Origin of the sequence: Amycolatopsis sp. NPDC005232 (assembly GCF_040607795.1) — a bacterium.
Classification (GTDB): Bacteria; Actinomycetota; Actinomycetes; order Mycobacteriales; family Pseudonocardiaceae; genus Amycolatopsis.
In genome coordinates this window covers 60,080-84,737 of record NZ_JBEXHL010000027.1, presented here as the reverse complement: position 1 = coordinate 84,737, position 24,658 = coordinate 60,080, and the positions used below count along the sequence as shown (strand labels likewise).

General features: G+C 69.4%; 25 protein-coding genes, 3 tRNA genes and 2 pseudogenes. 6 read left to right on the top strand and 24 right to left on the bottom strand.

The window, feature by feature from the left end; genetic code table 11:
• Nucleotides 1-2: 2 nt before the first annotated feature.
• The 10 genes from ABZU76_RS37105 to rplJ form a co-directional block, all read right to left on the bottom strand.
• Entirely contained in the window at nt 3-1,181 is a 1,179-nt protein-coding gene (locus tag ABZU76_RS37105) for an MCE family protein (RefSeq protein WP_354878436.1), read from the bottom strand.
• Nucleotides 1,178-2,164, bottom strand: a complete 987-nt coding sequence (locus ABZU76_RS37100; RefSeq protein WP_354878433.1) for an MCE family protein — start codon at nt 2,162-2,164, stop codon at nt 1,178-1,180. The genes ABZU76_RS37105 and ABZU76_RS37100 overlap by 4 nt, the downstream gene beginning before the upstream one ends.
• Complete coding sequence (locus ABZU76_RS37095) at nt 2,161-3,192, bottom strand: MCE family protein (RefSeq protein ID WP_354878430.1); 1,032 nt, start codon at nt 3,190-3,192, stop codon at nt 2,161-2,163. The genes ABZU76_RS37100 and ABZU76_RS37095 overlap by 4 nt, the downstream gene beginning before the upstream one ends.
• Entirely contained in the window at nt 3,189-4,520 is a 1,332-nt protein-coding gene (locus ABZU76_RS37090) for an MCE family protein (protein ID WP_354878427.1), read from the bottom strand. The genes ABZU76_RS37095 and ABZU76_RS37090 overlap by 4 nt, the downstream gene beginning before the upstream one ends.
• The gene (locus tag ABZU76_RS37085) at nt 4,517-5,353 is read right to left on the bottom strand and encodes an ABC transporter permease (RefSeq protein WP_220246059.1); all 837 of its coding nucleotides are present in this window, start codon (nt 5,351-5,353) and stop codon (nt 4,517-4,519) included. Before ABZU76_RS37085 ends, ABZU76_RS37090 begins: the two co-directional genes overlap by 4 nt.
• Nucleotide 5,354: 1 nt before the next feature.
• A complete protein-coding gene (locus ABZU76_RS37080) occupies nt 5,355-6,107 on the bottom strand; it encodes an ABC transporter permease (RefSeq protein WP_354878540.1) in 753 nt (250 codons plus the stop codon).
• Between the two features lie 41 nt (nt 6,108-6,148).
• Nucleotides 6,149-7,354, bottom strand: a complete 1,206-nt coding sequence (locus ABZU76_RS37075; RefSeq protein WP_354878423.1) for an ATP-binding cassette domain-containing protein — start codon at nt 7,352-7,354, stop codon at nt 6,149-6,151.
• Nucleotides 7,354-7,488, bottom strand: a complete 135-nt coding sequence (locus tag ABZU76_RS37070) for a hypothetical protein (protein WP_255638634.1) — start codon at nt 7,486-7,488, stop codon at nt 7,354-7,356. The genes ABZU76_RS37075 and ABZU76_RS37070 overlap by 1 nt, the downstream gene beginning before the upstream one ends.
• A 263-nt stretch (nt 7,489-7,751) precedes the next feature.
• Entirely contained in the window at nt 7,752-8,138 is a 387-nt protein-coding gene (gene rplL / locus ABZU76_RS37065; RefSeq protein WP_354878420.1) for a 50S ribosomal protein L7/L12, read from the bottom strand.
• Nucleotides 8,139-8,192: 54 nt separating this feature from the next.
• Nucleotides 8,193-8,747 (bottom strand): 50S ribosomal protein L10, encoded by a 555-nt coding sequence (rplJ, locus tag ABZU76_RS37060; RefSeq protein ID WP_220246056.1) that lies wholly within the window; start codon nt 8,745-8,747, stop codon nt 8,193-8,195.
• 479 nt (nt 8,748-9,226) lie between these two features.
• Here rplJ and ABZU76_RS37055 point away from each other — a divergent pair, with 479 nt between their 5' ends.
• On the top strand, nt 9,227-10,126 hold the full coding sequence (locus ABZU76_RS37055; RefSeq protein ID WP_354878417.1) for a hypothetical protein: 900 nt from the start codon (nt 9,227-9,229) through the stop codon (nt 10,124-10,126).
• Here ABZU76_RS37055 and ABZU76_RS37050 read toward each other — a convergent pair.
• Nucleotides 10,053-10,394: pseudogene (locus ABZU76_RS37050) on the bottom strand (IclR family transcriptional regulator C-terminal domain-containing protein); the annotation flags it as partial. The gene ABZU76_RS37055 and the pseudogene ABZU76_RS37050 sit on opposite strands and share 74 nt — an antisense overlap.
• A gap of 154 nt (nt 10,395-10,548) precedes the next feature.
• Between ABZU76_RS37050 and ABZU76_RS37045 the strand changes: the two are divergent.
• Nucleotides 10,549-10,905: pseudogene (locus ABZU76_RS37045) on the top strand (CoA transferase); the annotation flags it as partial.
• A gap of 153 nt (nt 10,906-11,058) precedes the next feature.
• Here the strand turns inward: ABZU76_RS37045 and ABZU76_RS37040 are convergent.
• From ABZU76_RS37040 to ABZU76_RS37015, 6 genes are all read right to left on the bottom strand, one after another.
• Complete coding sequence (locus ABZU76_RS37040; RefSeq protein WP_354878414.1) at nt 11,059-11,871, bottom strand: alpha/beta fold hydrolase; 813 nt, start codon at nt 11,869-11,871, stop codon at nt 11,059-11,061.
• Nucleotides 11,872-11,941: 70 nt separating this feature from the next.
• Nucleotides 11,942-12,661, bottom strand: a complete 720-nt coding sequence (gene rplA, locus ABZU76_RS37035) for a 50S ribosomal protein L1 (RefSeq protein ID WP_220246051.1) — start codon at nt 12,659-12,661, stop codon at nt 11,942-11,944.
• An 81-nt stretch (nt 12,662-12,742) separates the two neighbouring features.
• Nucleotides 12,743-13,177: a 50S ribosomal protein L11 gene (rplK, locus tag ABZU76_RS37030; protein WP_220246050.1), complete on the bottom strand. Its 435-nt coding sequence runs from the start codon at nt 13,175-13,177 to the stop codon at nt 12,743-12,745.
• 80 nt (nt 13,178-13,257) lie between these two features.
• The gene (gene nusG / locus ABZU76_RS37025; protein WP_354878410.1) at nt 13,258-14,199 is read right to left on the bottom strand and encodes a transcription termination/antitermination protein NusG; all 942 of its coding nucleotides are present in this window, start codon (nt 14,197-14,199) and stop codon (nt 13,258-13,260) included.
• Between the two features lie 79 nt (nt 14,200-14,278).
• Complete coding sequence (gene secE, locus ABZU76_RS37020; protein WP_220246048.1) at nt 14,279-14,713, bottom strand: preprotein translocase subunit SecE; 435 nt, start codon at nt 14,711-14,713, stop codon at nt 14,279-14,281.
• A gap of 32 nt (nt 14,714-14,745) precedes the next feature.
• A tRNA-Trp gene (locus ABZU76_RS37015) sits at nt 14,746-14,818 on the bottom strand.
• 459 nt (nt 14,819-15,277) lie between these two features.
• On the opposite strand from ABZU76_RS37015, the gene ABZU76_RS37010 reads away from it, so the two are divergent.
• Nucleotides 15,278-16,183, top strand: coding sequence for a TIGR03619 family F420-dependent LLM class oxidoreductase (locus tag ABZU76_RS37010; protein ID WP_354878407.1), 906 nt, complete (start codon nt 15,278-15,280; stop codon nt 16,181-16,183).
• Between the two features lie 57 nt (nt 16,184-16,240).
• Nucleotides 16,241-17,143, top strand: coding sequence for an SGNH/GDSL hydrolase family protein (locus tag ABZU76_RS37005; protein WP_354878405.1), 903 nt, complete (start codon nt 16,241-16,243; stop codon nt 17,141-17,143).
• A 3-nt stretch (nt 17,144-17,146) separates the two neighbouring features.
• Here the strand turns inward: ABZU76_RS37005 and ABZU76_RS37000 are convergent, their stop codons facing one another.
• From ABZU76_RS37000 to ABZU76_RS36975, 6 genes are all read right to left on the bottom strand, one after another.
• Nucleotides 17,147-17,545, bottom strand: coding sequence for a MaoC family dehydratase (locus ABZU76_RS37000; protein ID WP_220246045.1), 399 nt, complete (start codon nt 17,543-17,545; stop codon nt 17,147-17,149).
• Nucleotides 17,542-17,991 (bottom strand): MaoC family dehydratase N-terminal domain-containing protein, encoded by a 450-nt coding sequence (locus ABZU76_RS36995; protein WP_285970696.1) that lies wholly within the window; start codon nt 17,989-17,991, stop codon nt 17,542-17,544. Before ABZU76_RS36995 ends, ABZU76_RS37000 begins: the two co-directional genes overlap by 4 nt.
• 145 nt (nt 17,992-18,136) lie before the next feature.
• Nucleotides 18,137-18,301 carry a 50S ribosomal protein L33 gene (gene rpmG, locus ABZU76_RS36990; RefSeq protein ID WP_020668467.1) on the bottom strand — a complete coding sequence of 55 codons (165 nt, stop codon included), beginning with the start codon at nt 18,299-18,301 and terminating at the stop codon, nt 18,137-18,139.
• Nucleotides 18,302-18,468: 167 nt separating this feature from the next.
• Nucleotides 18,469-18,541, bottom strand: a tRNA-Met gene (locus ABZU76_RS36985).
• A 147-nt stretch (nt 18,542-18,688) separates the two neighbouring features.
• Nucleotides 18,689-18,761 (bottom strand) — tRNA-Thr (locus ABZU76_RS36980).
• Between the two features lie 79 nt (nt 18,762-18,840).
• On the bottom strand, nt 18,841-21,474 hold the full coding sequence (locus tag ABZU76_RS36975) for an EAL domain-containing protein (protein ID WP_354878401.1): 2,634 nt from the start codon (nt 21,472-21,474) through the stop codon (nt 18,841-18,843).
• Nucleotides 21,475-21,726: 252 nt separating this feature from the next.
• Here ABZU76_RS36975 and ABZU76_RS36970 point away from each other — a divergent pair, with 252 nt between their 5' ends.
• Nucleotides 21,727-22,665, top strand: a complete 939-nt coding sequence (locus ABZU76_RS36970; protein ID WP_220246042.1) for a GNAT family N-acetyltransferase — start codon at nt 21,727-21,729, stop codon at nt 22,663-22,665.
• Here the strand turns inward: ABZU76_RS36970 and ABZU76_RS36965 are convergent.
• Complete coding sequence (locus tag ABZU76_RS36965; RefSeq protein ID WP_354878398.1) at nt 22,662-23,222, bottom strand: TetR/AcrR family transcriptional regulator; 561 nt, start codon at nt 23,220-23,222, stop codon at nt 22,662-22,664. The genes ABZU76_RS36970 and ABZU76_RS36965 overlap by 4 nt on opposite strands.
• A 52-nt stretch (nt 23,223-23,274) precedes the next feature.
• Between ABZU76_RS36965 and ABZU76_RS36960 the strand changes: the two genes are divergently transcribed.
• Nucleotides 23,275-24,639 carry a DHA2 family efflux MFS transporter permease subunit gene (locus tag ABZU76_RS36960; protein ID WP_354878395.1) on the top strand — a complete coding sequence of 455 codons (1,365 nt, stop codon included), beginning with the start codon at nt 23,275-23,277 and terminating at the stop codon, nt 24,637-24,639.
• Nucleotides 24,640-24,658: the final 19 nt, after the last annotated feature.

Genomic DNA, 24,658 nt, shown 5'->3' with positions numbered 1-24,658 from the left:
GCTCAGCTCCCCGTCCCGTAGACCTGGCCCGCGAGCGGGAGCGGCAGTGGCGGCAGCTTGCCGTTGGACATGGCCTGCACGACCTGCGCGGTGGACGGCAGCGGCACCGCGCCGTCGACCACACCGGCGATCGAGCCGCACGTGTCACCGAGCAGCTTGAGCGCGTCGGGCGTCTGCTTGAGCAGGTTGCAGACCATCACCAGCGGCGGCTGTGTGAGCTCGTTGAGGTTCGGCCGCGCGTCGAGCGTGCCCGCGGAGCCGTTGTAGACGTTGACGAGGTTCGACAGCGCCACCGGCGCCACGTCGAGGATCTCCGACAGCGCGCTGCGCTGGTCCACGAGCACCTTGGTGACGCTGGCCAGCTTGTCCACATTGGACTTGAGCCGGCCGCGGTTCTGCTCGATGAAGGTCTGCACCGACTGCAGCGTGGTGCTCAGCTGCTGCACGGTGGCGGCGAGGTCGTCCTTCTCCCCCGCCAGGTACCCGCTCACGTCGGCCAGCTGGCTCTCGAACTGGCGGACCTGGCCGTCGCTGTTGACCAGCGTCTGCGAGAACTGGCCAAGGTTCTGCACGGTCTGGAACAGGTCGTCCTTGTTGCCGGCGAGCGTGCCGGACGCCTGGCCGAGCTTGGCGATCGTGTCGTGCAGGGCCTGGCCGTTGCCGTCCACGTTCTTCGCGACGGTGTTGAGCAGGTCCGAGAGCGACCCGTTCTTGTTGGCACCGTTGGGCCCGAGCGTCTCGCTCACCTTCGCGAGGCTCGCGGCGAGCTGGTCGACCTCGAGCGGCACTTCGGTGCGGTTGAGCGGGATCACGGCGCCGTCGGAGATCTTCGGGCCGCCGGTGTACGCGGGCGCGAGCTGGATGTAGCGGTCGCTGACCAGCGACGGCGACACGATCAGCGCCTTCGCGTCGGCGGGCACCGGCACCGTGCGGTCGTACTCGAAGTCCACGCGCACCTGGTTGCCCATAGGCTGGACCTTGGTGACCGTGCCGAGGTCGACGCCGAGCATCCGCACGCTGTTGCCCTCGTAGAGGCCGACGGCGCCGGAGAAGTACGCGGTGAGGTGGTTGCGCCCCGCGTCCTTGAGCGTCCACCAGAGGCCGCCCGCGATGACGAGCGCGAGGACGACGGCGACGGACGCGCCGCGCAGGAGCGACTGGCCGAACCGGGTGTCACTCATTTCGTGTAGCACCCCTCTTGGTTGAGCGGGCCGACCGAGGGCGCCACCAGACCGCAGATGTAGTTGTCGAACCAGTGCCCGGTGCCGATGGTGTTGGTGAACACGCGCACGAACGGCGCGAACTTCGCGATGCCCTGCGCGAGCGAGTCCTGGTTGCGCTGCAGCATCGACGTGAGCTGGTCCAGCTGCGTGAGCACGGGGTCGAGCTGCTTGTCGTTGTCGTCGACCAGGCCCTGCAGCTGCGTGGCCAGTTCCTTGGAACCGTCGAGCAGCGCGGTGATGGCCTCTTCGCGCTTGGAGATCTCGTCGAGCAACTGGTTGCCGTCGGTGATCAGCTTCTGCACCTCGGCGTCGCGGTCGACCAGCGTCTGCGACACCTCGCGGGTGTTGGCCAGCAGGTTCGACAGCTGCGAGTCGCGCGAGGCGATCGTGTCCGACAGCTTCGACAGGCCCGAGAGCGCGCCCTTCACGTCCTCGGGCGTGTTGGCGAAGGTCTGCGTGATGGTGTCGAAGCTCTGCGCGAGCTGGTCGGTGTTGATGTCGTCGACGGTCTGCGAGAGGCCGCGGAACGCGTCGAGCACGTCGTAGGGCGACATCGTGCGGTCGCGCGGGATCGGCTGGCCCGGGTTGAGCGTGCCGACGCCCTGCGGGTCGAGCGACAGGTACTTCTGACCCAGCAACGTCTTGATCTTGATCGCGGCCGAGGTCTTGTCGCCGAGCCAGGCGTCCTTGACCTTGAACGACACCTTCACGCTGGCGCCGTCGAGCTTGATCTCGGAGACCTTGCCGACCTTCACGCCGGCGATGCGCACGTCGTTGTCGGTCGTGAGCCCGGCGGCCTCGGAAAACTCGGCGCTGTAGGTCGTGCCGCCGCCGATGACCGGCAGGTCGTCGGAGTTGAGCGCGGCGACGAAGCCGAGCACGAGCACCGCGAGCCCGACCAGTGCGATCGGGACGGGGTTGCGCTTCTGGAAGGACTTCATCCGCTGCACCTCTCCCGGTTGGACGGCAGCAGCGGCACGTCGATCGGTTCGTTGATCAGCGGCGGCAGGGCGACGTTGCCCTTGACCTCGCACGCGTAGAAGTTGAACCAGGAGCCGTAGTCGGCGGTGCGGGTCAGCGCGCTCACCTTCTGCGGCAGGAACTGGATGAAGTGCTCCAGCGTCGGCTCGTTCTTGTTGAGCTTGGTGGTCAGGTCGCCCAGCGCGCTGATGTCGTCCTTCAGCGGCTGGCGCGCGTCGCCGAGCAAGCCGGCGGTGGTCTGGGCCAGGTTGCCGAGGCTGTCGATCGCGTCGCCGATGGGCTTGCGGTCGGCGGCCAGGCCGGACACCAGCTGCTGCAGCTTCACGATCAGGTCGCTCAGCTGCGGCGTGTGCGCGTTGACCGTGTCGAGCACCGAGTTGAGGTTGTCGATGACCTCGCCGATCACCTTGTCCTTGTCGGCGATCGTGGTGGCCAGCGAAGCGGTGTGCGACAGCAGGCTCTCGACGGTGCCGCCCTCGCCCTGCAGGACCTGGATGACCTCGTAGGAGAGCTTGTTGACGTCGTCGGGGTTCAGCGCGGTGAACAGCGGCTTGAACCCGTTGAACAGCTCGGTCAGGTCCAGCGCGGGTGTGGTGCGTTCGAGCGGGATCGAGCCGCCTGGGGGCAGCGTCTTGCCGGAGGTGTCGGTGCCCTCGCCGAGGGAGAGGTAGCGCTGGCCGACGAGGTTGCGGAACTTGATCTGCGCGGTGACACCCGCCGGCAGCTGCCGCCCGGCGTCGACCTCGAAGTCGACCTGCGCCTGGCGCTTGTCGACGATCTTCACGTCCTTCACCGTGCCCACGCGGACGCCGGCGATGCGGACGTCGTCGCCGTTGAGCAGCAGCGTCGCGTCGGTGAAGCGCGCCGAGTAGTCCTTGGTGCTGGTGGTGTTGATGTTCGCGATGCTGATGCCAAGCACGGCGGTGAACAGCACGGTGATCACCACGAAGATCGACAGTTTGATCAGCGGTGCGGCCAGTCCCCTCACTTCACCGTCACCTCCGCGCCCCGGTACAGCGGGCCGACGAGCAGCGAGCCCCAGCCGGGGAAGTCACCTTCCGGCATCCCGACCTGCGGGGACACGAGCTGGCCGAGGAAGTCGTTCTCCGCGCCCGAGTACGCCGGGTCACCCCCGCTCGTGCCGCCGCCGAGGCCCGCGGCGTCGGCGAGGAAGTTGGCCGGGTTGAGGCCCTGGCCGTGGGAGTTCGACCCCGGGGTGGGCTTGGTGCCGTCCTTGAACGCGCCGTCCGGCGGCTCCTGCGGGAACGGATTCGGCAGGTTCTTGAGGTCGTAGCAGCGCGGGCCGCGCTTGTCCTCGAACCGCGGCTCGTCCTGACCCGCCTTGTAGGGACCGCGGTTCACGACCACCTCGATCGTCGCGTGCAGGCCGGGCTGGTTCGTGCCCTTGCCCAGCGCCTTGTCGACCACCGGCACGAGCTTCGCCATCTGCCCGATCACGCACGGGTACTCCGGCGCGTACTTGGCGAGCAGCTCGGCCGTGGGCCGCGCGGTGTCGGCGAGGCTGATGATGTTCTGGGAGTTGGCTTCCAGGAACGACTGCAGATCCTGCGAAGCCGCGGTCAGGTTGCTGTAGAGGCTCGCGAGGTTCTGCTGCTCGTCCACCACGGTGCGGGTGGTCGTGCTCAGGTTGTCGAGGCTCTGCACCAGGTCCGGCGCCGACGCGCTCAGATTGTCGGAGAAGTCCGCGAGTGCCTTCAGGTTGTGCTGCAGCTGCGGCTCGTGCGGGTTCAGCTTGCCGATGTAGTCGCCCAGCTGCGAGAGCGTCTCGCCGAGTGGCTTGCCCCGGCCCTGCAGCGCGGTGGAGATCGCGGTGAGCGTGCTCGAGAGCTTCTGCGGCTGCACCGCCTGCAGCACCGGCATCAGGTGCTCCAGCGCCTGCTCCAGCTCGATCGCGCCCGAGGTGCGGTCCTGCGGGATCACGTCGCCGTCGGCGAGCGTCTTGGCCGACGGGTTCTTCGGGATCTCGAGCGAGACGTAGCGCTCGCCGAAGAGCGTCTTGGGCAGGAAGCGCGCCGAGACGTTCTCCGGGATCAGCTTCACGTAGTCCGGCTGGAGGTCCAGCGTGAGCTCGGCCCCGTCGGCGGTAGCCGCGATGGTCTTGACCGACCCCACGATCAGGCCGCGCACCTTCACGTCCGACTGCTCCAGCAGCTGGTTGCCGATGCTGTCGGCCTCGAGCTTCACCGTGACGAACTTCGTGAACGCCTTGTTGTACAAGGCGATGCTCAGGGCCACACCTCCCACGAGCAGCGCCACGAGCAGCAGGCCCAAGAGCCTGCGCCGTAGTGTGATCATCCCGCAATCCTCACCGTGACGTCGGTTCCCCAGATGGCGAAACCGATGAAGAAGTTCACGATCGAAACCGTGACGATGGAAAGGCGAACCGCGCGGCCCACGGCCACGCCCACCCCGGCCGGCCCACCGGAGGCGCGGTAGCCGAAGTAGCAGTGCGAAAGAATGATCAAGATGCTGAAGATGAGCACCTTGATGAACGAGTACAGAACGTCTTGCGGTGGTAGGAAAAGGTCGAAGTAGTGGTCGTAGGTACCCGCTGACTGACCGTAGATGTAGATGACCACGAGGCGTGACGCGAGGTAAGAGCTCAGCAGGCCGATGATGTAGAGCGGGATCACGGCCACGAACCCGGCGATGATCCGCGTGGTCACCAGGTACGGCAGGCTCGGCACACCCATCACTTCGAGCGCGTCGATCTCTTCGGAGATCCGCATGGCGCCGAGCTGCGCGGTGAAGCCGGCGCCGACCGTGGCGCTCAAGGCAAGGCCGGCGACCAGCGGGGCGATCTCGCGGGTGTTGAAGAACGCCGTCAGGAAACCGGTGAATGCCGAGGTGCCGATGGAGTTCAGGGCCGAGTAGCCCTGCAGCCCCACGAGGACACCGGTGAACAGCGTCAGGCCGACCATCACGCCGACCGTGCCGCCGATGACCGCGAGCGAGCCGGAGCCGAAGCTCACTTCGGCGAGCAAGCGCAGGACTTCCTTCATGTAGCGGCGCAGCGTGCGCGGCGTCCACAGCAGCGCGCGGCCGTAGAAGGACATCTGGTCGCCCAGGGTGTCCAGGGTCTCCAGTGGACGGTGGGCGACGCGCTTGGCACCCGAGATGAACGTCATGTCAGTCCAGCTTTCCGGGCACGATCTGCAGGTAGATCAGCGTGATCACGAAATTCACGACGAAGAGCAGCAGGAACGTGATGACCACCGACTGGTTCACCGCGTCGCCCACGCCCTTGGGACCGCCGCTGGGGTGCAGGCCTCGGTAGGCCGCCACGACCGCGGCGATGAAGCCGAAGATCAGGGCCTTGAGCTCACCGACCCAGAGGTCGGATTCTTGTGCCAGCGCGGAGAAGCTCGCCAGGTAGGCGCCGGGCGTACCGCCCTGGAGCACGACGTTGAAGAAGTAACCGCCGAGCACGCCGATGACGCTGACCATGCCGTTGAGCAAGAGCGCGACGAGCATCATCGCGAGCGTGCGCGGCACGATCAGGCGCTGGACCGCGGAGACGCCCAGCACCTCCATCGCGTCGATCTCCTCGCGGATGGTGCGGGCGCCGATATCGGCACAGACCGCGCTGCCGCCCGCGCCGGCCACCAGCAGCGCCGTGACGAGCGGGCTGGCCTGCTGCACCGTGGCGAGCACGGAACCGGCGCCGGTGTAGGACTGCGCGCCGAGCTGACGCGCGAGCGCACCGAACTGCAGCGAGATGACCGCGCCGAACGGGATCGCGACGAGCGCCGTCGGCAGGATCGTGACGCTGGCGACGAACCAGGCCTGCTGGATGAACTCCCGCAGCTGGAACGGGCGCTGGAACATGCCGCGGATGATGTCTAGACCGAGGGCGAACAGGTTCCCGGTCTCGCGGAGCATGCCGTGCCCGGGGATTTTCCTCGCCGGTGCTGCGTTCGAGCTCACGCGCCACCCGGCCCGTTGCCGCCGGAACCGGAGTAGCCGCCGCCTGGCCCTCGCGGGCCGGAGCCGCCGGGGATCCGGGCGACTTGGTCGGCAGGCAGCTGGCCCTGGTGCTGGTTCGCCACGGGGCCACGGTCGGAGATCCGGGGGATCTGCTGCGTGTCCTCGGGGCCCGGGCGACGGGCCGGCGCGTGGGCGGCGTGCACGTTGTAGTGCCGCTGCTCCTCCGGGCTCAGGGATTCGATGATGCCCTCCTGCGCGGCCGGCGGGAGCGTGTGGAGGATCCGCATCACGCGGTCCATCCGGCGGCGGGCGCCCGCGCGCTCCGGCAGGCCGGGGCTGGGCTGCATCTGCGGGACGACGCCGCGGATGTCCTCGTCGGGCGAGCCGTCGGAGTGCCCCGCGGCGGCTTCGGCCTCCTCGCGCGCCATCGTGGCGGTGTCCTTCTCCTCGGACATGCCGATGGGGCCGCGCTTGCGGCCGTTGAGGAACTGCTCGACCACGGGCTCGTCGCTCGTGAGCAGCACCTCGCGGGGGCCGAACATCACGAGCTCCTTGCGGAACAGCATGCCCAGGTTGTCGGGCACCGTGCGCGCGAGGTTGATGTTGTGGGAGACGATGAGGATCGTCGCGTCGATCTGCGTGTTGAGGTCGATGAGCAGCTGCGAGATGTACGCGGTGCGCACGGGGTCCAGACCGGAGTCCGGCTCGTCGACCAGGATGATCTGCGGGTCGAGCACCAGCGCCCGCGCGAGGCCGGCGCGCTTGCGCATACCGCCGGAGATCTCGCCGGGCAGCTTCTTGTCCGCGCCGGCCAGACCCGTCATTTCCAGCTTTTCCTGGACGATGCGGCGAATCTCGGACTCGGACTTCTTGGTGTGCTCCCGCAGCGGGAAGGCGACGTTGTCGTAGAGGTTCATCGACCCGAACAGCGCGCCGTCCTGAAACAGGACGCCGAAGAGCTTCCGGATCTCGTAGAGCTTGTGCTCGGAGCACGTGACGATGTCCACGCCGTTGATCACGCAGCGGCCCTTGTCGGGCTTCAGCAGGCCGATCATGGACTTGAGGAACACCGACTTGCCGGTTCCCGACGGGCCGAGCATCGCGGACACCTCGCCCGGGGGCAGCGTCAGCGTCACGTCCCGCCAGATGGTCTGCCTTCCGAAGGACTTCGTCAGACCTTCGATGACCACCTCGGCGCCCATCACACCTCCAGGAGCTGTTCCGCGTCGTCGCGCACCGCCGCCCCGCCGCGACTGGCAGCGGAGCCCGCGCCGATGCGCGCCGCGATCTCCGCGTCAACCAGGTGCAACGAGCTGAGTGCGAACAGGTTACTCACCAGTTTTCCGGCCAGGCGAGGCCGGTGAGCACCTCACCCGTTCGTGGCCTTGTCCGGTGACCGCTGGCAGCACGGTAGTGCACGTCACCCAGTGGCGCAGATCCAGATGGCCCAACGATCGGGTTACGGCTGGTCCGACCGGGCGAATCGGACACGAGCGGTGATCAGTCGGTCGCCTGGCCGGCGAACGAGAAAGGGGCGGGCATCCGAGTGGATGCCCGCCCCTTCACGAGGTGGTGCAGTAGGCGCTTACGCGCCCGAAATCACTTGACCGAGATCTTGGCGCCCGCAGCCTCGAGCTTCTCCTTGGCGGCGGCGGCAGCGTCCTTGTCGACCTTCTCCAGGATCGCCTTGGGAGCGGCCTCGACCAGCTCCTTGGCCTCCTTCAGGCCCAGGCCCGAGACGACCTCGCGGACGACCTTGATGACCTGGATCTTCTTGTCGCCAGCGCCCTCGAGGATGACGTCGAACTCGTCCTGCTCCTCGGCGGCGGCCGGGGCGGCGCCGACCGGGCCGGCGGCGACGACGGCGGCCGGGGCGGCGGCGGTGACGTCGAAGGTGGTCTCGAACTCCTTCACGAAGTCCGACAGCTCAAGAAGGGTGAGCTCCTTGAAAGCGTCGATCAGCTCGGCGGTGCTCAGCTTCGCCATGATGGCTTCCTCTCAGAAAAAACGAACGAACTCGACGTTCGGGGTGGGGGTGGATCAGCTCTCGGCGGGTGCTTCGGCTGCTTCGGTACCGGTGGCGTTGCGCTGCTTCTCCTCCAGCGCGGCAGCCAGGCGGGCGACCTGGGACGCCGGCGCCTGGAACAGCGCGGCGGCCTGGGACAGCTTCGCCTTGAACGCGCCCGCTGCCTTGGAGAGCAGGACCTCACGGCTGTCGAGATCGGCGATCCTCGCGATCTCGTCCACGGACAGCGCTTTGCCGTCCATGTAGCCGCCCTTGATGACAAGCGCGTTGTTGTCCTTCGCGAAGTCGCGAAGCGCCTTCGCGGCGTCGACCGGCTCACCTTCGACGAAGGCGATCGCGGTGGCACCGACGAACAGGTCGTCCAGACCCTGCACACCGGCGTCCTCGGCGGCACGCTTCACGAGGGTGTTCTTCGCGACCCGGTACTTGGCACTGGTGCCGAGAGCGCGGCGCAGCTGAGACAGCTGGGACACGGAGAGGCCGGTGTACTGGGTAACGACTGTGGCCGAGCTGCTGCGGAAGCTCTCCGCGATCTCGGCGACGGCCGCCACCTTGTCGGGCTTCGCCATGGTCGCCTCCTCTCTTGGCTAGTGGATTCCACTGGTCCTTCGAGAGCCCTCTGAGACGAAAAAACGCCCACGCGCAGTCAGCACGGGGCGTTACACGGCGATTTCCCCTGAGGGAGAGCCGAACCTCGTTCCTCCTGCGCGGGCCGCCCGCTCATCTCGCGGGACCTTCGTTCCGAGCGCCGTGGAGCACCCGGAAAACCAGCGGTCTTCGGTAGAACCGTCGACAACTATACGTGAAGGGTTTCCGGCCTTTCGCCCACCCCCCTGCCTGACCAGCGACAAGCCGCCCGGACTCGGGGATTCGCCGGCGAGCGGGCATCATTGGTGACGTGGCGGAGCAGCGTGATCACGGACAGCCGGACAACCCCACCGGCCCCGGCCCCCGGCCTGCCGACGGCTCGCAACCGATTCCGGGCGGGTTGCCGCAGCCATCGGGGCAGTCTGGTTCCGGGCAGTGGCCAGGTTCGGAACAGCCTCCGGTGCCTGGGGTTCCGCAGTTGCCGTCGGGTTCGCCGCCGGCCGGGTCCGCGCAACTCCCCGCATTGCCGCAGCCGTCCCAGCCCACTCCGGGCGAACCACCGCTGGATGCCGCGCAGTTGGAACAGTTCCGCCAGTTCCAGCAGTTCCAGGACTACCTCCGCTTCACCCAAGCCCAGCAAGGCAATCAGCCCGCAGCGACGCCCGACGCCGGCCTGGTCCCTGCGGGCTCCCGCCAGCCGCAGACCCAGCCGGGCTGGCAGCCGCCCGTACCTCCGGGTCCGCCGGGAGCGCTGGCGCCGTACGAGGAACCCCGCCGTCGCCGGCCGGTCCCCCGCTGGCTCAAGCGCCTCGGCGGGAAGATCCTGGGGTGGGTGATCGTGCTGGTGATCCTCGGTATCGCCGCCACGTGGGCCTACCGCCACTACTTCCCCAGCGACGACGGCAAGTCCTCCGCCCAGATCGCGGCCGAGGGCGGCGGGACCTACCACACGAACCACATCTTCTCGACGAACCCGTACGAGGCCGTCCGCTTCGTCTTCCACAACATCGCGCAGGGCAGGGTCGAAGACGCGTGCGGCCGGTTCGACGAGCCCGTCCAGACCAAGTTCGCCCAGGACGTCGGCCAGCCCGACTGCAAGGTGGCGGTCGAGAAGCTGCACGCGCAGGTCACCAACCAGAACGACTACGCCGAATCGCTGCCCTCGTACGTCTCCGGCGCCCCGCCCGCGGGTGTGGTGACGATCGACTCCTGCGACTACACCATCGCCGGCGGCCCGGCGCTCGGCGTGTTCACCGTGTCCCAAGTGGACAAAGGTCAGTGGCTGATCACGGGCCACTCGCCGGGGCCGGAGAAGTGCGGGCCCCCGTCAGCTTCGAACTCCACTCCTCCAACGACCTGACCAGGTCCGGCAGCCGCGCAGCGACCACTTCGGACGGTGCGGCCAGCGCCGCGGCCGCCACCACGCGCCCCGACTCCGTGACAGGCACGGCCACCGCGGCCACCGTCTCCATGGCGTGCCCGGAGTCGACCACGGCGTAGCCCCGCGCACGGATCTCCGCCGCCTCCGCGAGGAGATCGACGCCCGCGCGGGTGTCGGGCTCCTGCGCCACCACCGCACGGCGGTCGGCCTCCGGTAGCGAAGCGAGCAACACGCGCCCAGCCGCCGTACGCGGGAGCGCGGAGCGAAGGGACCGGGAGGGCGCGTAGTCGAACGGCTCGTGCGAGCCGCGTGAGCGTCAGCCCCGAAGCACTGTTCGCGACGGCCTCCAGGATCGCGGCGACGCGATCGACCGTGCGGTGATGCTGTCGAACTAGGCCTTCCTGCGCCTGGTGAAGACAGCCGACGTGCTGGTGACCAACATGCGCCCCGGCGCGCTGCAGCGCCTCGGCCTGGATTACGAGCAGCTCGCGGAGCTCAACCCGCGGCTCGTCTACTGCAACGCCCAGGGCTTCCGCACCGACTCGAACCGCGCCGGACTCGCGGCCTACGACGAGATCGTGCAGGCGTCCTCCGGCATGGCCGACCTGATGCGCCGTGCGACCGGCAAGCCCACCTACGCGCCGACGATCCTCGCCGACAAGCTGTGCGCGCTCACCATCGTCTACTCCGTGCTCGCCGCCGTGGTGCACCAGCGCACGACCGGCCGCGGCCGGCGCGTGGAGGTGCCGATGGCCGACGGGCAGCGGCCTCGTCTCGCTCGCCGAGCACCCGACGGAGGGCACGTACCGCCAGGTCGGGCCGCCGATGATCCTCTCGGACACGCCGCCGTCAGCGCGCCGCCACACGCCCGCGCGCGGTGAGCACACGAGCGAGCTGCTCGCTGAGCTCGGTTACGCCGGCGAGGAGATCGCGAACCTCGTCTCCCCCGTGTCCGCGTAGGCGAAGAAGTCGGCCAGCGCCAGGGCGAACGCGGGGTCCGCGACGGCCGTCATGTGGTCGCCCGGGACGCGGACCAGGCGGGCGCCCGCGATGCCGATGGCGAGGCGCTCGGGCTGGGCCGCGAGCTGGTCGCGTTCGCCGGCGAGGATCAGCGTGGGGACGGTGATCTCGGTCAGGGGGATGGACGTGCGGCGTGAGGCGCGCAGGACGGCGGCCAGGGCGTCGACGTCGCCGCCCGTGCGGCGGGCGAGGCGGCGGAAGGGGCGGACCTGGGCGGGGACGTCGGCGTGGTCGTCGGCGAGGAGACCGTCGGCGAGCTGCTCGGGCTCGACCACGCGCGTGTCCACGCCGCCGAAGTCGATGATGCCCGCGCCGATGCCGCCGGTGGCCAGGCAGCGCACGCGTTTGTCCTTGGTCGCCACGATGAGGGCGACGATCGCGCCCATCGAGTAGCCGGCGAGGGAGACCTCGTCGAGGCGCAGCTCGTCGAGCAGGGCGGACACGTCGCGGGCCATCACGTCCTGGCCGTAGCAGGCCGGGTCGTGAGGTTTGTCCGACGCGCCGTGGCCGCGGGCGTCGAGGCCGATCACGGTGAACCCGGCTTCGACCAGGGTGCGCACGACACCGGTGCCGACCCAGTTCACCTGCGCGTCGGCCGCGAAGCCGTGCTGGAGCACGACGGGGCGACGGTGCCGTCCGTCGCCCTCCCACACCGTGTAGCTCAGGCGGAGCCCGTCGGGAGCGGTGAACGTCTTCGTCGGCATAGTGTCCATGAGACACGAAAAAAGGGCGGCCACGCACATTGCGTGACCGCCCTTTCGCGTGATGTGCGACTCAGACGGCCGCGTCCTCGCTGAGGAGGTTGCGCGTCCGCAGCGGGTCGACCGGGATGCCCGGGCCCATCGTGGTGGTGAAGGTGATCTTCTTGACGTAGCGGCCCTTCGCCGACGACGGCTTGGCCCGCAGGATCTCGTCCAGCGCGGCCGCGTAGTTCTCCACCAGCTTCTCGGTGTCGAACGACGCCTTGCCGATCACGAGGTGCAGGTTGGCCTGCTTGTCGACGCGGAAGTTGATCTTACCGCCCTTGATGTCCTGCACGGCCTTCGTGACCGCGGGGGTCACCGTGCCGGTCTTCGGGTTCGGCATCAGGCCACGCGGGCCGAGGATGCGGGCGATGCGGCCCACCTTGGCCATCTGGTCCGGCGTCGCGATGGCGGCGTCGAAGTCGAGCCAGCCACCCTGGATGCGCTCGATCAGCTCGTCCGTGCCGACCGCGTCCGCACCGGCGGCCTCGGCCTCGGCGGCCTTGTCGCCGACGGCGAAGACGATGACGCGAGCGGTCTTACCGGTACCGTGCGGCAGGTTCACGGTGCCGCGGACCATCTGGTCGGCCTTGCGCGGGTCGACACCGAGACGCATCGCGACCTCGACGGTCGCGTCCATCTTGGTCTTGGAGGTCTCCTTCGCCAGCTTCGCGGCCTCGAGCGGAGCGTAGAGACGCTCCTTGTCGATCAGCTCGGCAGCCTGGCGGTAGGCCTTGCTGTGCTTGGTCATGCTTCTGTCCTTACTTAGTCAAAACGGATCAGTGTGGTGACGAGCCAGCACTGGCTCTCCCACGGTGTTGCGTTAAGAGCTTCAGCCCTCGACCGTGATGCCCATGGAGCGGGCGGTGCCGGCGATGATCTTCGCCGCCTGGTCGATGTCGTGGGCGTTGAGGTCGGACTCCTTGGTCTTGGCGATCTCGCGGACCTGGTCCCAGGTGACCTTGGCGACCTTGGTCTTGTGCGGCTCGCCGGAGCCCTTCTCCACGCCCGCGGCCTTGAGCAGCAGCCTGGCGGCCGGCGGCGTCTTCAGCTTGAAGTCGAACGACCGGTCTTCGTACACGGAGATCTCGACCGGGACGACGTCCCCGCGCTGCGACTCGGTCGCGGCGTTGTAGGCCTTGCAGAACTCCATGATGTTGACGCCGTGCTGGCCCAGCGCCGGGCCGACCGGCGGCGCAGGGTTGGCCGCGCCGGCCTTGATCTGCAGCTTGATGATCGCCGCAAGCTTCTTCTTCTTGGGTGGCATTACCTTGTGTCCTTCTTACTGACGTGAGTCCCCCGCACACCTGCCAGTACGCGGGGACTGCCGGTCGGTATTCCCGACCGTCAGATCTTGGAGACCTGGGTGAACGAAAGCTCGACCGGGGTCTCCCGGCCGAAGATCGACACCAGGACCTTCAGCTTCTGTCCGTCGACGTTGACCTCGGAGATCGTCGCGGGCAGCGTGGCGAACGGGCCGTCCATGACAGTGACCGACTCGCCGATCTCGAAGTCGACCTCGACAGCGCCGCCACCGGACGGCGTCGACGCCGCGGCGGACTCGCCCTTGCCGGCCTTCGCCGGGGCTTCCTTCTCGACCTGCGGAGCGAGGAACTTCAGCACCTCGTCCACGGTGAGCGGCGACGGGCGCGAGGTCGCGCCGACGAACCCGGTGACACCCGGCGTGTTGCGCACCGCGCTCCACGAGGCGTCGTTCAGATCCATCCGGACCAGGATGTAGCCGGGCAGCACCTTGCGCTGCACCTGCTTGCGCTGGCCGTTCTTGATCTCGGTGACCTCTTCGGTCGGAACCTCGATCTGGAAGATGTAGTCCTCGACGTCCAGCGTCGTGGTACGGGTCTCGAGGTTGGTCTTGACCTTGTTCTCGTACCCGGCGTAGCTGTGCACGACGTACCACTCGCCCGGCGCGGCCATCAGCTCGGCACGCAGCGTGGCGACGGGGTCGTCGGACTCGGCGGCCGGCTCGGACTCGACGGCTTCGTCGGCCACGGCGTCGGCAACGCTGTCGTCAGCCGTGTCGGCGTCGTCAGCCTCGGTGTCGGCAACGCTGTCGTCAGCCGTGTCGGCGTCGTCAGCCTCGGTGTCGGCTTCGTCGTCGGCGCTCTCGTCAGCGCTGTCTTCGACGGCTGCGTCGACCTCTTCGCCGGCGTCGGGCACCTCGACGGGCTCGAGGTGAGCGGACTCCTCGTCGCCGAGTGCCGCGTGCACCTGCTCGTCGGAAAGCTCGGTCAGGTCGCGACCGGCCTCTGTGCCGTTGTCGGAGGTCACGTTCCGTCCTCTCAGTTGATCACTTGCCGGGCTCGGGCAGGCCGGCCCGCGCGGCGCACGGTGGCGCGCGCCTCCGGCCTCAGCCGAAGACCAGCCCGATGACCTGCTTGAAGGCCAGGTCGAGGCCGCTCACGAGGGCCACCATGAACACCACGAACACCAGCACGACTGCGGTGTAGGTGACCATCTGCTTGCGGTTGGGCCAGATGACCTTGCGCAGCTCTGCCCAGACCTCGCGGACGAACCGCATGATCCGCGCGAAGGGCGACGCCTTCTTCGGCTTCTGGTCCCGCTTCGGGGTCGGCGCGCCCTTGGCGTCGGCGGGCTTCGCGACCTTGTCGCCTGCCTTGCCGGACGGCCTTGTGCCGCCCGAACGCGCCTCGGACTTGCCGGACGGGCGGGCGGAAGCGCGGCGCTCACGCCGAGCCGCGGCGGTCGCCGGGCGGGACTCGACCCCGGGCTTCTTGCCCGACTCGTCCTGCTCGTGCTCGCCGCTGGCGTCGCTGTCGCTCACGACCACTCCTCCGCTCCACCAGTACCCGTACGCAGGGGTGACAGGACTTGAACCTGCAACCTGCGGTTTTGGAGACCGCTGCTCTGCCAATTGAGCTACACCCCTGTGGACCCTGGTCACCCAGGCTCCGGAGGACGCATTCCATCGTCCCCACCATCCGGCGGGGATGACCGTAGTGCGTTCCGAGTTCCGAAGTCTACGGCAAGCCGGATCGAGGCCCGCAACCGCGCCCCCCTCGTTAGTCGGGTGCCCCCGCACCGACCCCCCGAGTCCCTGCTCCAGCGCGCCGGGAACGTGACCGGCGAGCGCCGCGGAGCCGTGCCAGGATGGCCGCATGCGCCCGTCCGCGATTAATCGGGAAACAACCCTCCGCACGGTGGTCAACGCGGATTCCGCGGTCGTTCATCCCGTACTCGCGAGGCACTTCGGAAGCCGCCGGAAAACCTTGCCGCACCGGGGAAATTCCAGCGCCCCGGCCGAGAATCCGGTGATCCCCAGCGAGGTCCCCGGTTCGGCGCGCGATCTCCATTGCCCCACAAGAGAAGTCGTCCCCGAGGAGGCCCGGTGACCGCGTTGCGACTCGGACTCGCCCTGCCGCAGTACGGCAAGCTCGCCGACCCCACTGCCATCGCCGGATTCGCCGCCGCGGCCGAAGAGCTCGGCTACGCTTCGCTGTGGGTCGGTGACCGCGTGCTCACTCCGCTCGAGCCCTCGGACCTGTACCCGGGAGGCGGCACGCCGGAGCGGCCGTACCCGCCGGAGTTCATCCACTTCGTCGACCCGTTCGTCGCGCTGACGGCCGCCGCCGGCGCCACGAAGACCGCGCGGCTGGGCATGAGCACGCTCTCGGCGCCCGTGTACGCGCCCGTGCTGCTCGCGCGGACGCTCACGTCGCTCGACCTGCTCTCCGGCGGCCGCCTCGACGCCGGGTTCGGCCTCGGCTGGCTGCGCGACGAGTACACCGCCGCCGGCGTGCCGTGGGCCGGGCGCGGCGGGCGCCTCGACGAGCTGATCCAGGTCCTGCGCACGCTCTGGACCGCCGACCCTGCGGGCCACGACGGCGAGCGCTGGCAGATCCCGGAGTCGCACGTCGGGCTGCGGCCCACGCAGAACCCGCACCCGCCGATCCTGCTCGGCGGCATGTCCGAACCTGCCCTGCGCCGCGTCGGCACGAGCGCCGACGGCTGGCTTCCGACGCTGCTGCCCCCGCAGTACCTCCACCGGATGTGGGCGGTGATCGCCGACGCCGCCACCGAAGCCGGCCGCGACCCGGCAACGCTGCGGCGTCCGCTGCGCGTCAACCCGCGCGAGGGCACGCCCGTGGTGACGGTGACCGACCTCGCGTCGGCGCTGAAGGGTGCCGCCGACGAGGGGTTCACCGAGGCGTTCGTGGACCTGCACTACATCGCCGACGGGGTCGAGCACGCGCTGGAGCTGGCCGACCAGTTGCGCGCCGCCGTCGACCGGTAGCGGTCTCACCCGGATACCCGTCGTCACGCGGGGTCGCGGACCGGTAGAAACGATCAGGTGGCGGCGAAGAAGAGCGGCGGATGCGGGTTGCTGATCCTGGTGGTCGTGGTCGCGTTGCTCGGGGTGGGGTACTACAAGTCGAAGCACGGTTCGTCGACCGAGCCGCCGGCCGGCGCCGGCACCGGGGGCGGCACGGGCCGTTACGTGGCGCTCGGCGACTCGTACACCTCCGCGCCGCGCACGGGGAAGGCGGCGGGCACGCCCGCCGGCTGCGACCGTTCGGACAACAACTACCCGCACCTGGTGGCCGCGAAGATCAAGCCGGCGCAGTTCGTGGACGTCAGCTGCAGCGGCGCCACCACGGCGGACCTCACGGGCTCCCAGTCGACCCACAACGGCACGAACCCGCCGCAGCTGGACTCCGTGACGTCGGCGACCACGCTCGTGACCCTGGGCATCGGGGGCAACGACGTCGGGTTCATTTCCCTCGCACCCAGCTGCGCCACCTCGCACCGCGACGGCGCGCCCTGCCACGACCGGCTCACCGCGGGCGGGCACGACCAGCTCTCCGACCGCATCGACGCCGTCGCGGGCAAGCTCGGCGCGGTGCTCGACCAGATCCACACCAAGGCCCCGAAGGCCCGCGTGGTCGTGGTCGGCTACCCCACCGTGCTGCCCGACGGCGACGGCTGCTGGCCCGCGATCCCCGTCGGCTCCGGCGATGTCGCGTACTTGCGCGACTCGCTGAAGCACCTCAACGACGTGCTCGAAGAGCAGGCCAAAACCCACAACGCGGGCTACGCCGACACGGCCGGGCCAAGCAAGGGCCACGACGTGTGCACGAGCTCGGGCACGCGCTGGGTTGAGGGCCTGGTGCCGACGTCGGCCGCGGCCCCGCTGCACCCCAACGCGCGGGGTGAAGCGGGGATGGCGACGGCCGTCGAGTCGGTGGTGAGCTGAGCGTCAGGCTCGGATGAGCGCCTGCGGCTTGCCCAGCACGGTCTTGCCGTCGAACTTCACGACCAGGTCCACGCGGGCGACGCCGTCTTCCGAGATCGCGCCGACCTTGCCCGTCATCTCCACGAGGGCGCCCTCGGCGTCGTCGGGGACCGCCACGGGGCGGGTGAAGCGGGCGCTGAAGTCCAGCAGGCGCGAGGGGTCGCCGAGCCAGTCGCTGACGACGCGGCCGGCCAGCGCCATGGTGAGCATGCCGTGGGCGATCACGTCGGGCAGGCCGACTTCCTTGGCGAAGCGCTCGTTCCAGTGGATCGGGTTGAAGTCCAGCGCGGCGCCCGCGTAGCGGACCAGCTGCTCGCGCGTGACGCGCACCTGCAGCGAGGGCAGTTCGTCGCCGACGTTCACGCGTCCTCCCCTCGCACCACGAGCTGCGCGCGGGTGGTGCAGACCAGCTTGCCGTCGGCGTCGGTGATCCGGGCGCTGACGTTGATGAAGTCGTTGCCGGCGCGGGCCATGATGTTCTCGATGGTCGCGCCGATCTCCAGCACGTCGCCCGCGTGCACGGGACGCTCGTAGGTGAAGCCCTGGTCGCCGTGGACCATGCGCGAGTAGTCGAGCCCGAGCTCCGGGTCGGCCACGATCCCGTTGACCTTGGGCAGGTTCAGGAGCGTGAGGAACGTCGGCGGCGCGACCACGTCCGGGAAACCGGCCGCGCGGGCCGCCTCCGGGTCGCGGTAGATCGGGTTGGGGTCTCCGATCGCCTCGGCGAACTCAAGGATCTTCTCGCGGCTCACCGCGTACTTTCCGGCGGGCGGGTAGCTCCGCCCGGCGAACGACTGGTCCAAAGGCACCCGCTGAGGCTAGCCGACCCGAGCCGGTGGTCCGAGAGGTCCCCGAACGGGCCCAGAGCCGGCCTTCAACTGGCTCTGAACAGCGAAAAGCCGCCCCGGCACTGGGCCGGGACGGCTGTTCGAAGCTGGACGAGAACCGCTAACGTCAGCGGGTCTCTTTGTGAGTCCGGTGCGTACCGCAGTTCGGGCAGAACTTCTTCATCTCCAAGCGGTCCGGGTCGTTGCGCCGGTTCTTCTTGGTGATGTAGTTGCGGTGCTTGCACTCCTCGCACGCCAGCGTGATCTTGGGTCGCACGTCGGTGGCAGCCACAGCGTTTCCTTCTCTCTCAGTACCGAACCCGCACCCGCGCCACTAGCCGCACGGCGCGAGGGTCCAGGGGGCTTGCCCCCTGGCGGGGGTCTGGGGGTTCGACCCCCAGGGTTCAAGCGGAGCGGCTGTGGCTCGCGCGTTCTGCGAGCACAATCCCCTCAGCTGCGTAGCGGTGGCCGGACTTGAACCGGCGACACAGCGATTATGAGCCGCTTGCTCTGCCAACTGAGCTACACCGCCATAACCAACGCCCACCCTGCCGACTCGACCCATGGGGGTCCAGGGGGCGGAGCCCCTTGGCGGGGGTCTGGGGGTTCGACCCCCAGATGGACGCCGCGAAGCGAGCTAGGCTTGCGATTTCCACAAGCATAGCTCGCCATACTCGCGAGCCCCTTTACGGAATCGAACCGTAGACCTTCTCCTTACCATGGAGACGCTCTGCCGACTGAGCTAAAGGGGCCTGCCTCTTGCGAGGGCTTGAAAAGATTACCAAGGGCCGTCACCCGTGCGTGCAACCGGGGTCGGGTTACAACAAAACCTCAGGTCAGCAGCGTCAACACCGTCTCCGAGTGCCGGCCCGGCGACCGCGCCGTACGGGCCTGCAGCCAAGCCTCCAGACGGTCCTCGGGCAGCGGACGCGAGATCAGGTAGCCCTGGGCAACGTCACACCCCATCGCCTCCAGCTGGTCGCGCGCGACGTCCTCCTCGACGCCCTCCGCGACCACCGTGAGGCCCAGTGAGTGACCCAGCTCGACGATCGAGCGCACCACGGCGAGGTCACCGAGATCGGTGCCCATGCCGAGCACGAAGCTCTTGTCGATCTTCACCTGGTCCACCGGCAGCTGCCGCAGGTACGCGAGCGACGAGTAGCCCGTGCCGAAGTCGTCCACGGCCAGCACGATGCCCAGCGAGTGCAGCTCCCGCAGGATCGGCAGCGCCTTCTGCGGGTCGGACATCACACCGGACTCGGTGAGCTCGAACGTGAGCAGCTCGGGCGGCACGTCGTAGCGCTCCAGCTCGCGCTGGACCTTCGCCGGGAAGTCCTCGTCCGCCAGGTTGCGCACGGACAGGTTCACGGCCGCGGAGAGGCGCAGGCCCTCGTCGAGCCATTTGCGTACGCGCTTGAGTGAGGCTTCGAGCACGAACGACGTCAGCACGCCGATGAGGCCGGCCGCCTCGATGGCGGGCACGAACTCGTCGGGGCCGAGCCGGCCGAACTCCGGGTGCACCCAGCGCACCAGCGCCTCGACGCCCTGCACCTGACGGTTCGGCAGCGTGATCTTCGGCTGGTAGTGGACGGACACGTGCCCGTCCTCCAGCGACTGCCGGAACTGCGTCACCATCTGGAAGCGGCGCAGGAAGATCTGGCCCATGCTCGGCACGTAGCCGCGCACCTCTTCGCCGCCGCGAGTGGCCCGCACGGCGACGTCGGCGCGCTGCAGCAGGCCGTCGACGTCCACGGGCTCGCCGCCGTCCTCGGTGGAGGTGGTGGCGTAGCCGATCATCGCGTTGGCTTCGACCGAAAGCCGGTCGACGGGGTACGGCGCCGAGAGCTGCACGCGCAGGCGTTCGGCCGCGGCGTGGGCGTTTTCCGGCGTGCAGCCCACGAGCAGGGCGGCGAACGACGCGCCCTCCAGGCGGGCGAGCGGCACGTCCGGGCCCAGCGCGTCGCGGATCCGGCGGCCGGCGGCGATCACCATGCGGTCGGCCCACGAGTAGCCCAGGGCGTCGCTGACGGTCGAGAAGACGTCGAGGTCGATGCGCAGCACCACGGCGTTGGCGAAGTCGCGCAGCGGCTCCTTGGCGACCTGCTGGAAGCCCGGCCGGTTGAGGTGGCCGGTGAGCGGGTCGTGGTAGGCGTCGTGGCGCAGGGTCGCGAGCAGGCGCCGGTTGTCGAGCGACGTCGCGAGGTGGCTGGCCATCGTGCCGAGCAGCTGCACGTCGTACTTGCCGAAGCCGCGCCAGCGGGAGAGCCGGTCGTGGGCCTCGACGACGCCGAGCAGCTGGTTGGCGCTGCGCAGCGGCACCACCAGCGCCTCCTGCGCGCCGCGGTTGAGCAGCGCCGCGCGGACGTCGGGGTTGGCCTCGGTGATGCGGAAGTGGCGCACGTGGGCGCCGGGCAGGCGCTGCAGCGGGTCGTCGGCGTTCGGGTCGACGGGCGGCAGCTCGTCGCCGGCCACGACCACGCGCATGGTGTCCTTGGCCTCCAGGCGCAGCCGCAGCACGACGCGGCCGGCGGCCAGCTGGTCCTTGATCCGCTCGGCGATCGTGGCCCACTCGCGCACGTCGACGCCGCCCACGAGCTCGTCGGCGCGCCCGGCCGGACGCGCGGCGGCCTGCTGGCCCGAGCGCGCGACCATGAGGCTCACGTCGGACAGCGCCTCCATGTCCCGCTGCTCGCGCAGCAGGTCGGAGTAGGCCCAGTACAGCGCGGTCAGCCCGAGGAACACGGCCAGCACCAACGGCCACGCCTGCGGGGTGTTCGCGATCACGAGGTAGCCGCTCAGGCCCACCGACGCGTTCACGAAGCCCACCACGAGGATGCGGCCGGTGAGGCGGATCGCGGTGCTCACGCGCATGCGACGGCGCAGCACGCGCACGGCGGCCAGCGCCAGCAGCGTGCTCACCAGCGGCGCGGTGAGCGTGCCCGCCAAGGCGGCGACCCACGGCATGGCCTCGCCGCCGCCCACGGCCTGCTTGACGAGCCCGGCGACGGCGAACGCGCCGGTGATCTCGAGCAGGAACGCGCCCGCGTTGTAGAGGACGCGACCGGCGACCTTGCGGGCCAGCAGCGTGCCGATGCCCGCGACTAGGTGCGCGGCCAGCACGACCTCGAACGGAGCGACGAAGAAACCGATTACCAGCGGAATTTCTGTGAACGAGATCGTCCACGAAATGCCGCTTCGGACGTCGACGTTGATGCCCAGCTGTTCGGCGAGCAGGAACGCGAGGGCCAGCACTGGTCCGATCCACCAGAGCTTGGCCGAGCCGTGGAAAGGTAACCAAGAACCGACCGCGAACGCGGTGATCAGACCCAGGCCGAGAACGGCGAAGGTGTATATGCGGAACCGGCGTTCGTCCGTGCGGGCCTCGGTGAAGGTCCCGGAAACGGCGCCCCCCTTGGCCTGTTTCGCCGCTGGAGCGGCATCAGGCCTGCCGTTGCTGTCCGGCATCCGACCTTCCTTCCCGGCTGCCCACCGGTCGCGCTCGTCAGTGACGTCAGGTGTGGACAAGGGCCATACCGTACCCCGGAGGGCGTACCCGTGTCCCTTTCGAGACAGTAGGAGATCACCCCAGGGTTAACAATGGGCTTGTGGCGCTGACCAGCGTGGACCAAGGAGTGAAACTCCCCGTTCGTGCCTGATCTGACGCCGTGGGGTGTGTTCAGGGGTTCTGCCGAGTCCTGCGGGGCGACAATGAAGTACATGCACAACGACGTGACAGCCACCGGGCACGCGGCGCGGATCGCCACGGTGGACGCGCTGCTCCCCGCGCCCCTCCCCTTCGAAGTCCACGACGACGCCACCCTCCTGTCGGCGCAGGTCGGAGACACGAGGGCCGCCGGTCTGGCCACCAGCACCGAGCTCGGCCCCGACAGCTCCCAGTCCATCTGGCGGGCCCTGACCGAGCACCGGCTCGAGGTCCAGCTCGCTGGTCCGGACCCCGCCGCCGGCCTCGACGCGTTGCTCACTCGATGGGATGAACACCTGTCGACCATCGCCCGTCCGGGGGATCCCGAGTGCGCGGCCGTGGTCTCCCGGCCCAGCCGTGACACCGCCGGCGTGACCGAAATGCTGCGCCACGGCTTCGCCCCCGTCGGCGTGATCGCCGTCCGCCCGGCCCAGCGCATGGCCGCCTCGGGCCCCACGACGACCCCCGGCGTCTGCATCCGCCACGCCACGCCGGACGACCTCGACACAGCCATGCGCCTGATGCTGGAGCTGCAGCGGTACGACGCCCAGTTCGGCAAGGTGACCGTGCGCCCGGGTATCGAGGAACTCGTGGGCAAGGGGCTGCTGCGCCAGCTCGAACGGCCGGAGTCCCAGGTGTGGATCGCGGAGCTGTACGGCAAGGCGCTCGGCATGGTCGTGCTCCAGATGCCCGACGAGACGGCGTGGATCCAGCACCGCGTGGCCGCTTCGCGGATCGGGTACCTGTCTTCGCTGGCAGTCGCGGAGGCCGCGCGGTCGGCTGGTGTGGGTACGGCGCTGGCGGCGCACGCGCACCAAGTGTTCGACGAGGCCGGGGCGGATGTCGTGCTGCTGCACACGGCGGTGCCGAACCCGCGGTCGACGCCGTTTTGGTACGCGCAGGGGTACCGGCCGTTGTGGACGGGGTGGCAGCGGAGGCCTGCGGTGCGCTAGTTCGTGGCGTGGTGGCGGACGAGTGGCAGGAAGAGCTCGTCCACCAGGATTTCGACGTCGGGCACCGTGCGCTTGGTGATCATCTCGTAGCGCACGAGGACCGCGGGCATCCGCAGGACCGTGTCGGGGATGTGGCCCGGCCCGATCTCCCCGCGTTCGGCCGCGCGCCGGACGATGCGCTCGAAGACGTCGGGCACGGTCGTCGCGAGGGCCTCCGGTAGCTCGGCCAGCTCGCTGAGCAGCCCGGTCATCACGTCGATCCCGACCAGCACGATGCGGTCGGCGATGGTCTGCAGGGTGACCAGGACGTCCTGGCGGAGCTCCCCCGTGTCCGGCACGACGTCGGCGATCGAGCCGACGTGCGCACGCACCGCGGCGTGCACGAGCGCCGCCCGGTTGGGCCACCGCCGGTACAACACGGCGCGGCTGGTGCCGGCGGCTTTGGCGACGGCGTCGATGGTGAAGCCGTCGTAGCCGGTGCGGCTGAGCTCGGTCCAGGCGGCTTCGACAAGGGCTTCTTCGAGGACCGCGCCCCTTCTCCGTTGTGCAGTGCTCACCCTCGCGAAGATACACGTGTATCTTAATCTCGATAAGATACACGTGTATCTAATGGGGGCGATCGTGGAGGAGGAGCTCGAACCGCTCGGGTGGCCGCTCGTGCGGCTGGCGCTGGTGATCGTGCTCGGCGGAGTCGCACCGCTGGTGGACACGACGATCGTGAACGTCGCGCTGCCCACCGTCGCCGCCGATTTCGGAGTGGGCACGACGGCGATCCAGTGGGTTTCGACCGGGTACCTGCTCGCGCTGGGGGTAGCGATCCCCGTGACTTCGTGGGCCACGAGCCGGTTCGGCGCGGCGCGGCTGTGGCTGGCCGGGTTGGCGGTGTTCCTCGCCGGCTCCGCGCTGTCGGGGCTGTCTTGGAACCTGGGCAGCCTGCTCGTGTTCCGCGTGCTGCAAGGTGTGGGCGCCGGCGTGCTGCTGCCGGTGCTGCAGACGATCCTGGTTCGGGCCGCGGGGCCGGCGAAGACGGCGCGATTGCTGACGATCGTGATGCTGGTGAGCGTGATCGCGCCCATCGCCGGGCCGCTCGTCGGCGGCGTGATCGTCGACGGCGGGAGCTGGCGCTGGCTGTTCGCGATCAACGTTCCGCTGTGCCTGACGGCGATCGTGCTGGCGCGGCGGTTCGTTCCGATGGACTCCGCCGACCGCGGGAGCCGGCTGGATCTGCCGGGGCTGGGTTTGCTGGCGCCGGCGGTGGTCGCGTTGTTGTTCGCTCTCACCAACGCGGCGTCGGGGAGCGGGTTCGTGGTGCCGTTGAGTGTGGGGGTCGTGCTGCTCGGCGGGTTCGTGGGTTGGAGCCTGCGCCGGGGTGAGCGTGGGTTGATTCCGGTGCGGCTGTTCGCCAACCGGGCGTTCGGCGCTTCGGCCGCGGTGTTGTTTCTGACAGGATTGTCGTTGTACGGCGCGCTTTTCCTGATCCCGTTGTACTTCGAGCAGGAGCGCGGGCTTGGTGCGTTCGCGGCCGGGATGATCCTTGCGTTGCAAGGGGTGGGATCGCTGCTGACGCGGTGGGTGGGCGGTGTGGTCGACCGCGTGGGGGCACGCGTGATCGCCGTCGTCGGGATCGCCGGGTGTGCGGCGGCGACCGTGCCCTTCGTGGTGGCCGGGCCGTCGACGAGTTTCGTGGTGCTCGGCGTCGCGCTCGTGGTGCGGGGCGGGGCGTTGAGCGCGGCGAACATCGCGGTCACGTCGGCCGCGTTCACGCGGTTGCCCCGGGAGGACGTGCCGTCGGGGGCGGCGGTGGTGCGGCTGGTGCAGCAGCTCGGCGGGTCGGCGGGCACGGCCGTGCTCGCGGCGATCGCGGCCGCGGGTGCGTTCCACGTGGCGTTCGTGGTGAGCGCCACGCTGGCGATCGTCGCCGTCGGACCCGCGTTGCTGCTCGGCCGTCGGAAGATCGTTGTCGCAGCTCGCTAGGCTTGGCGTTCCGCGACGA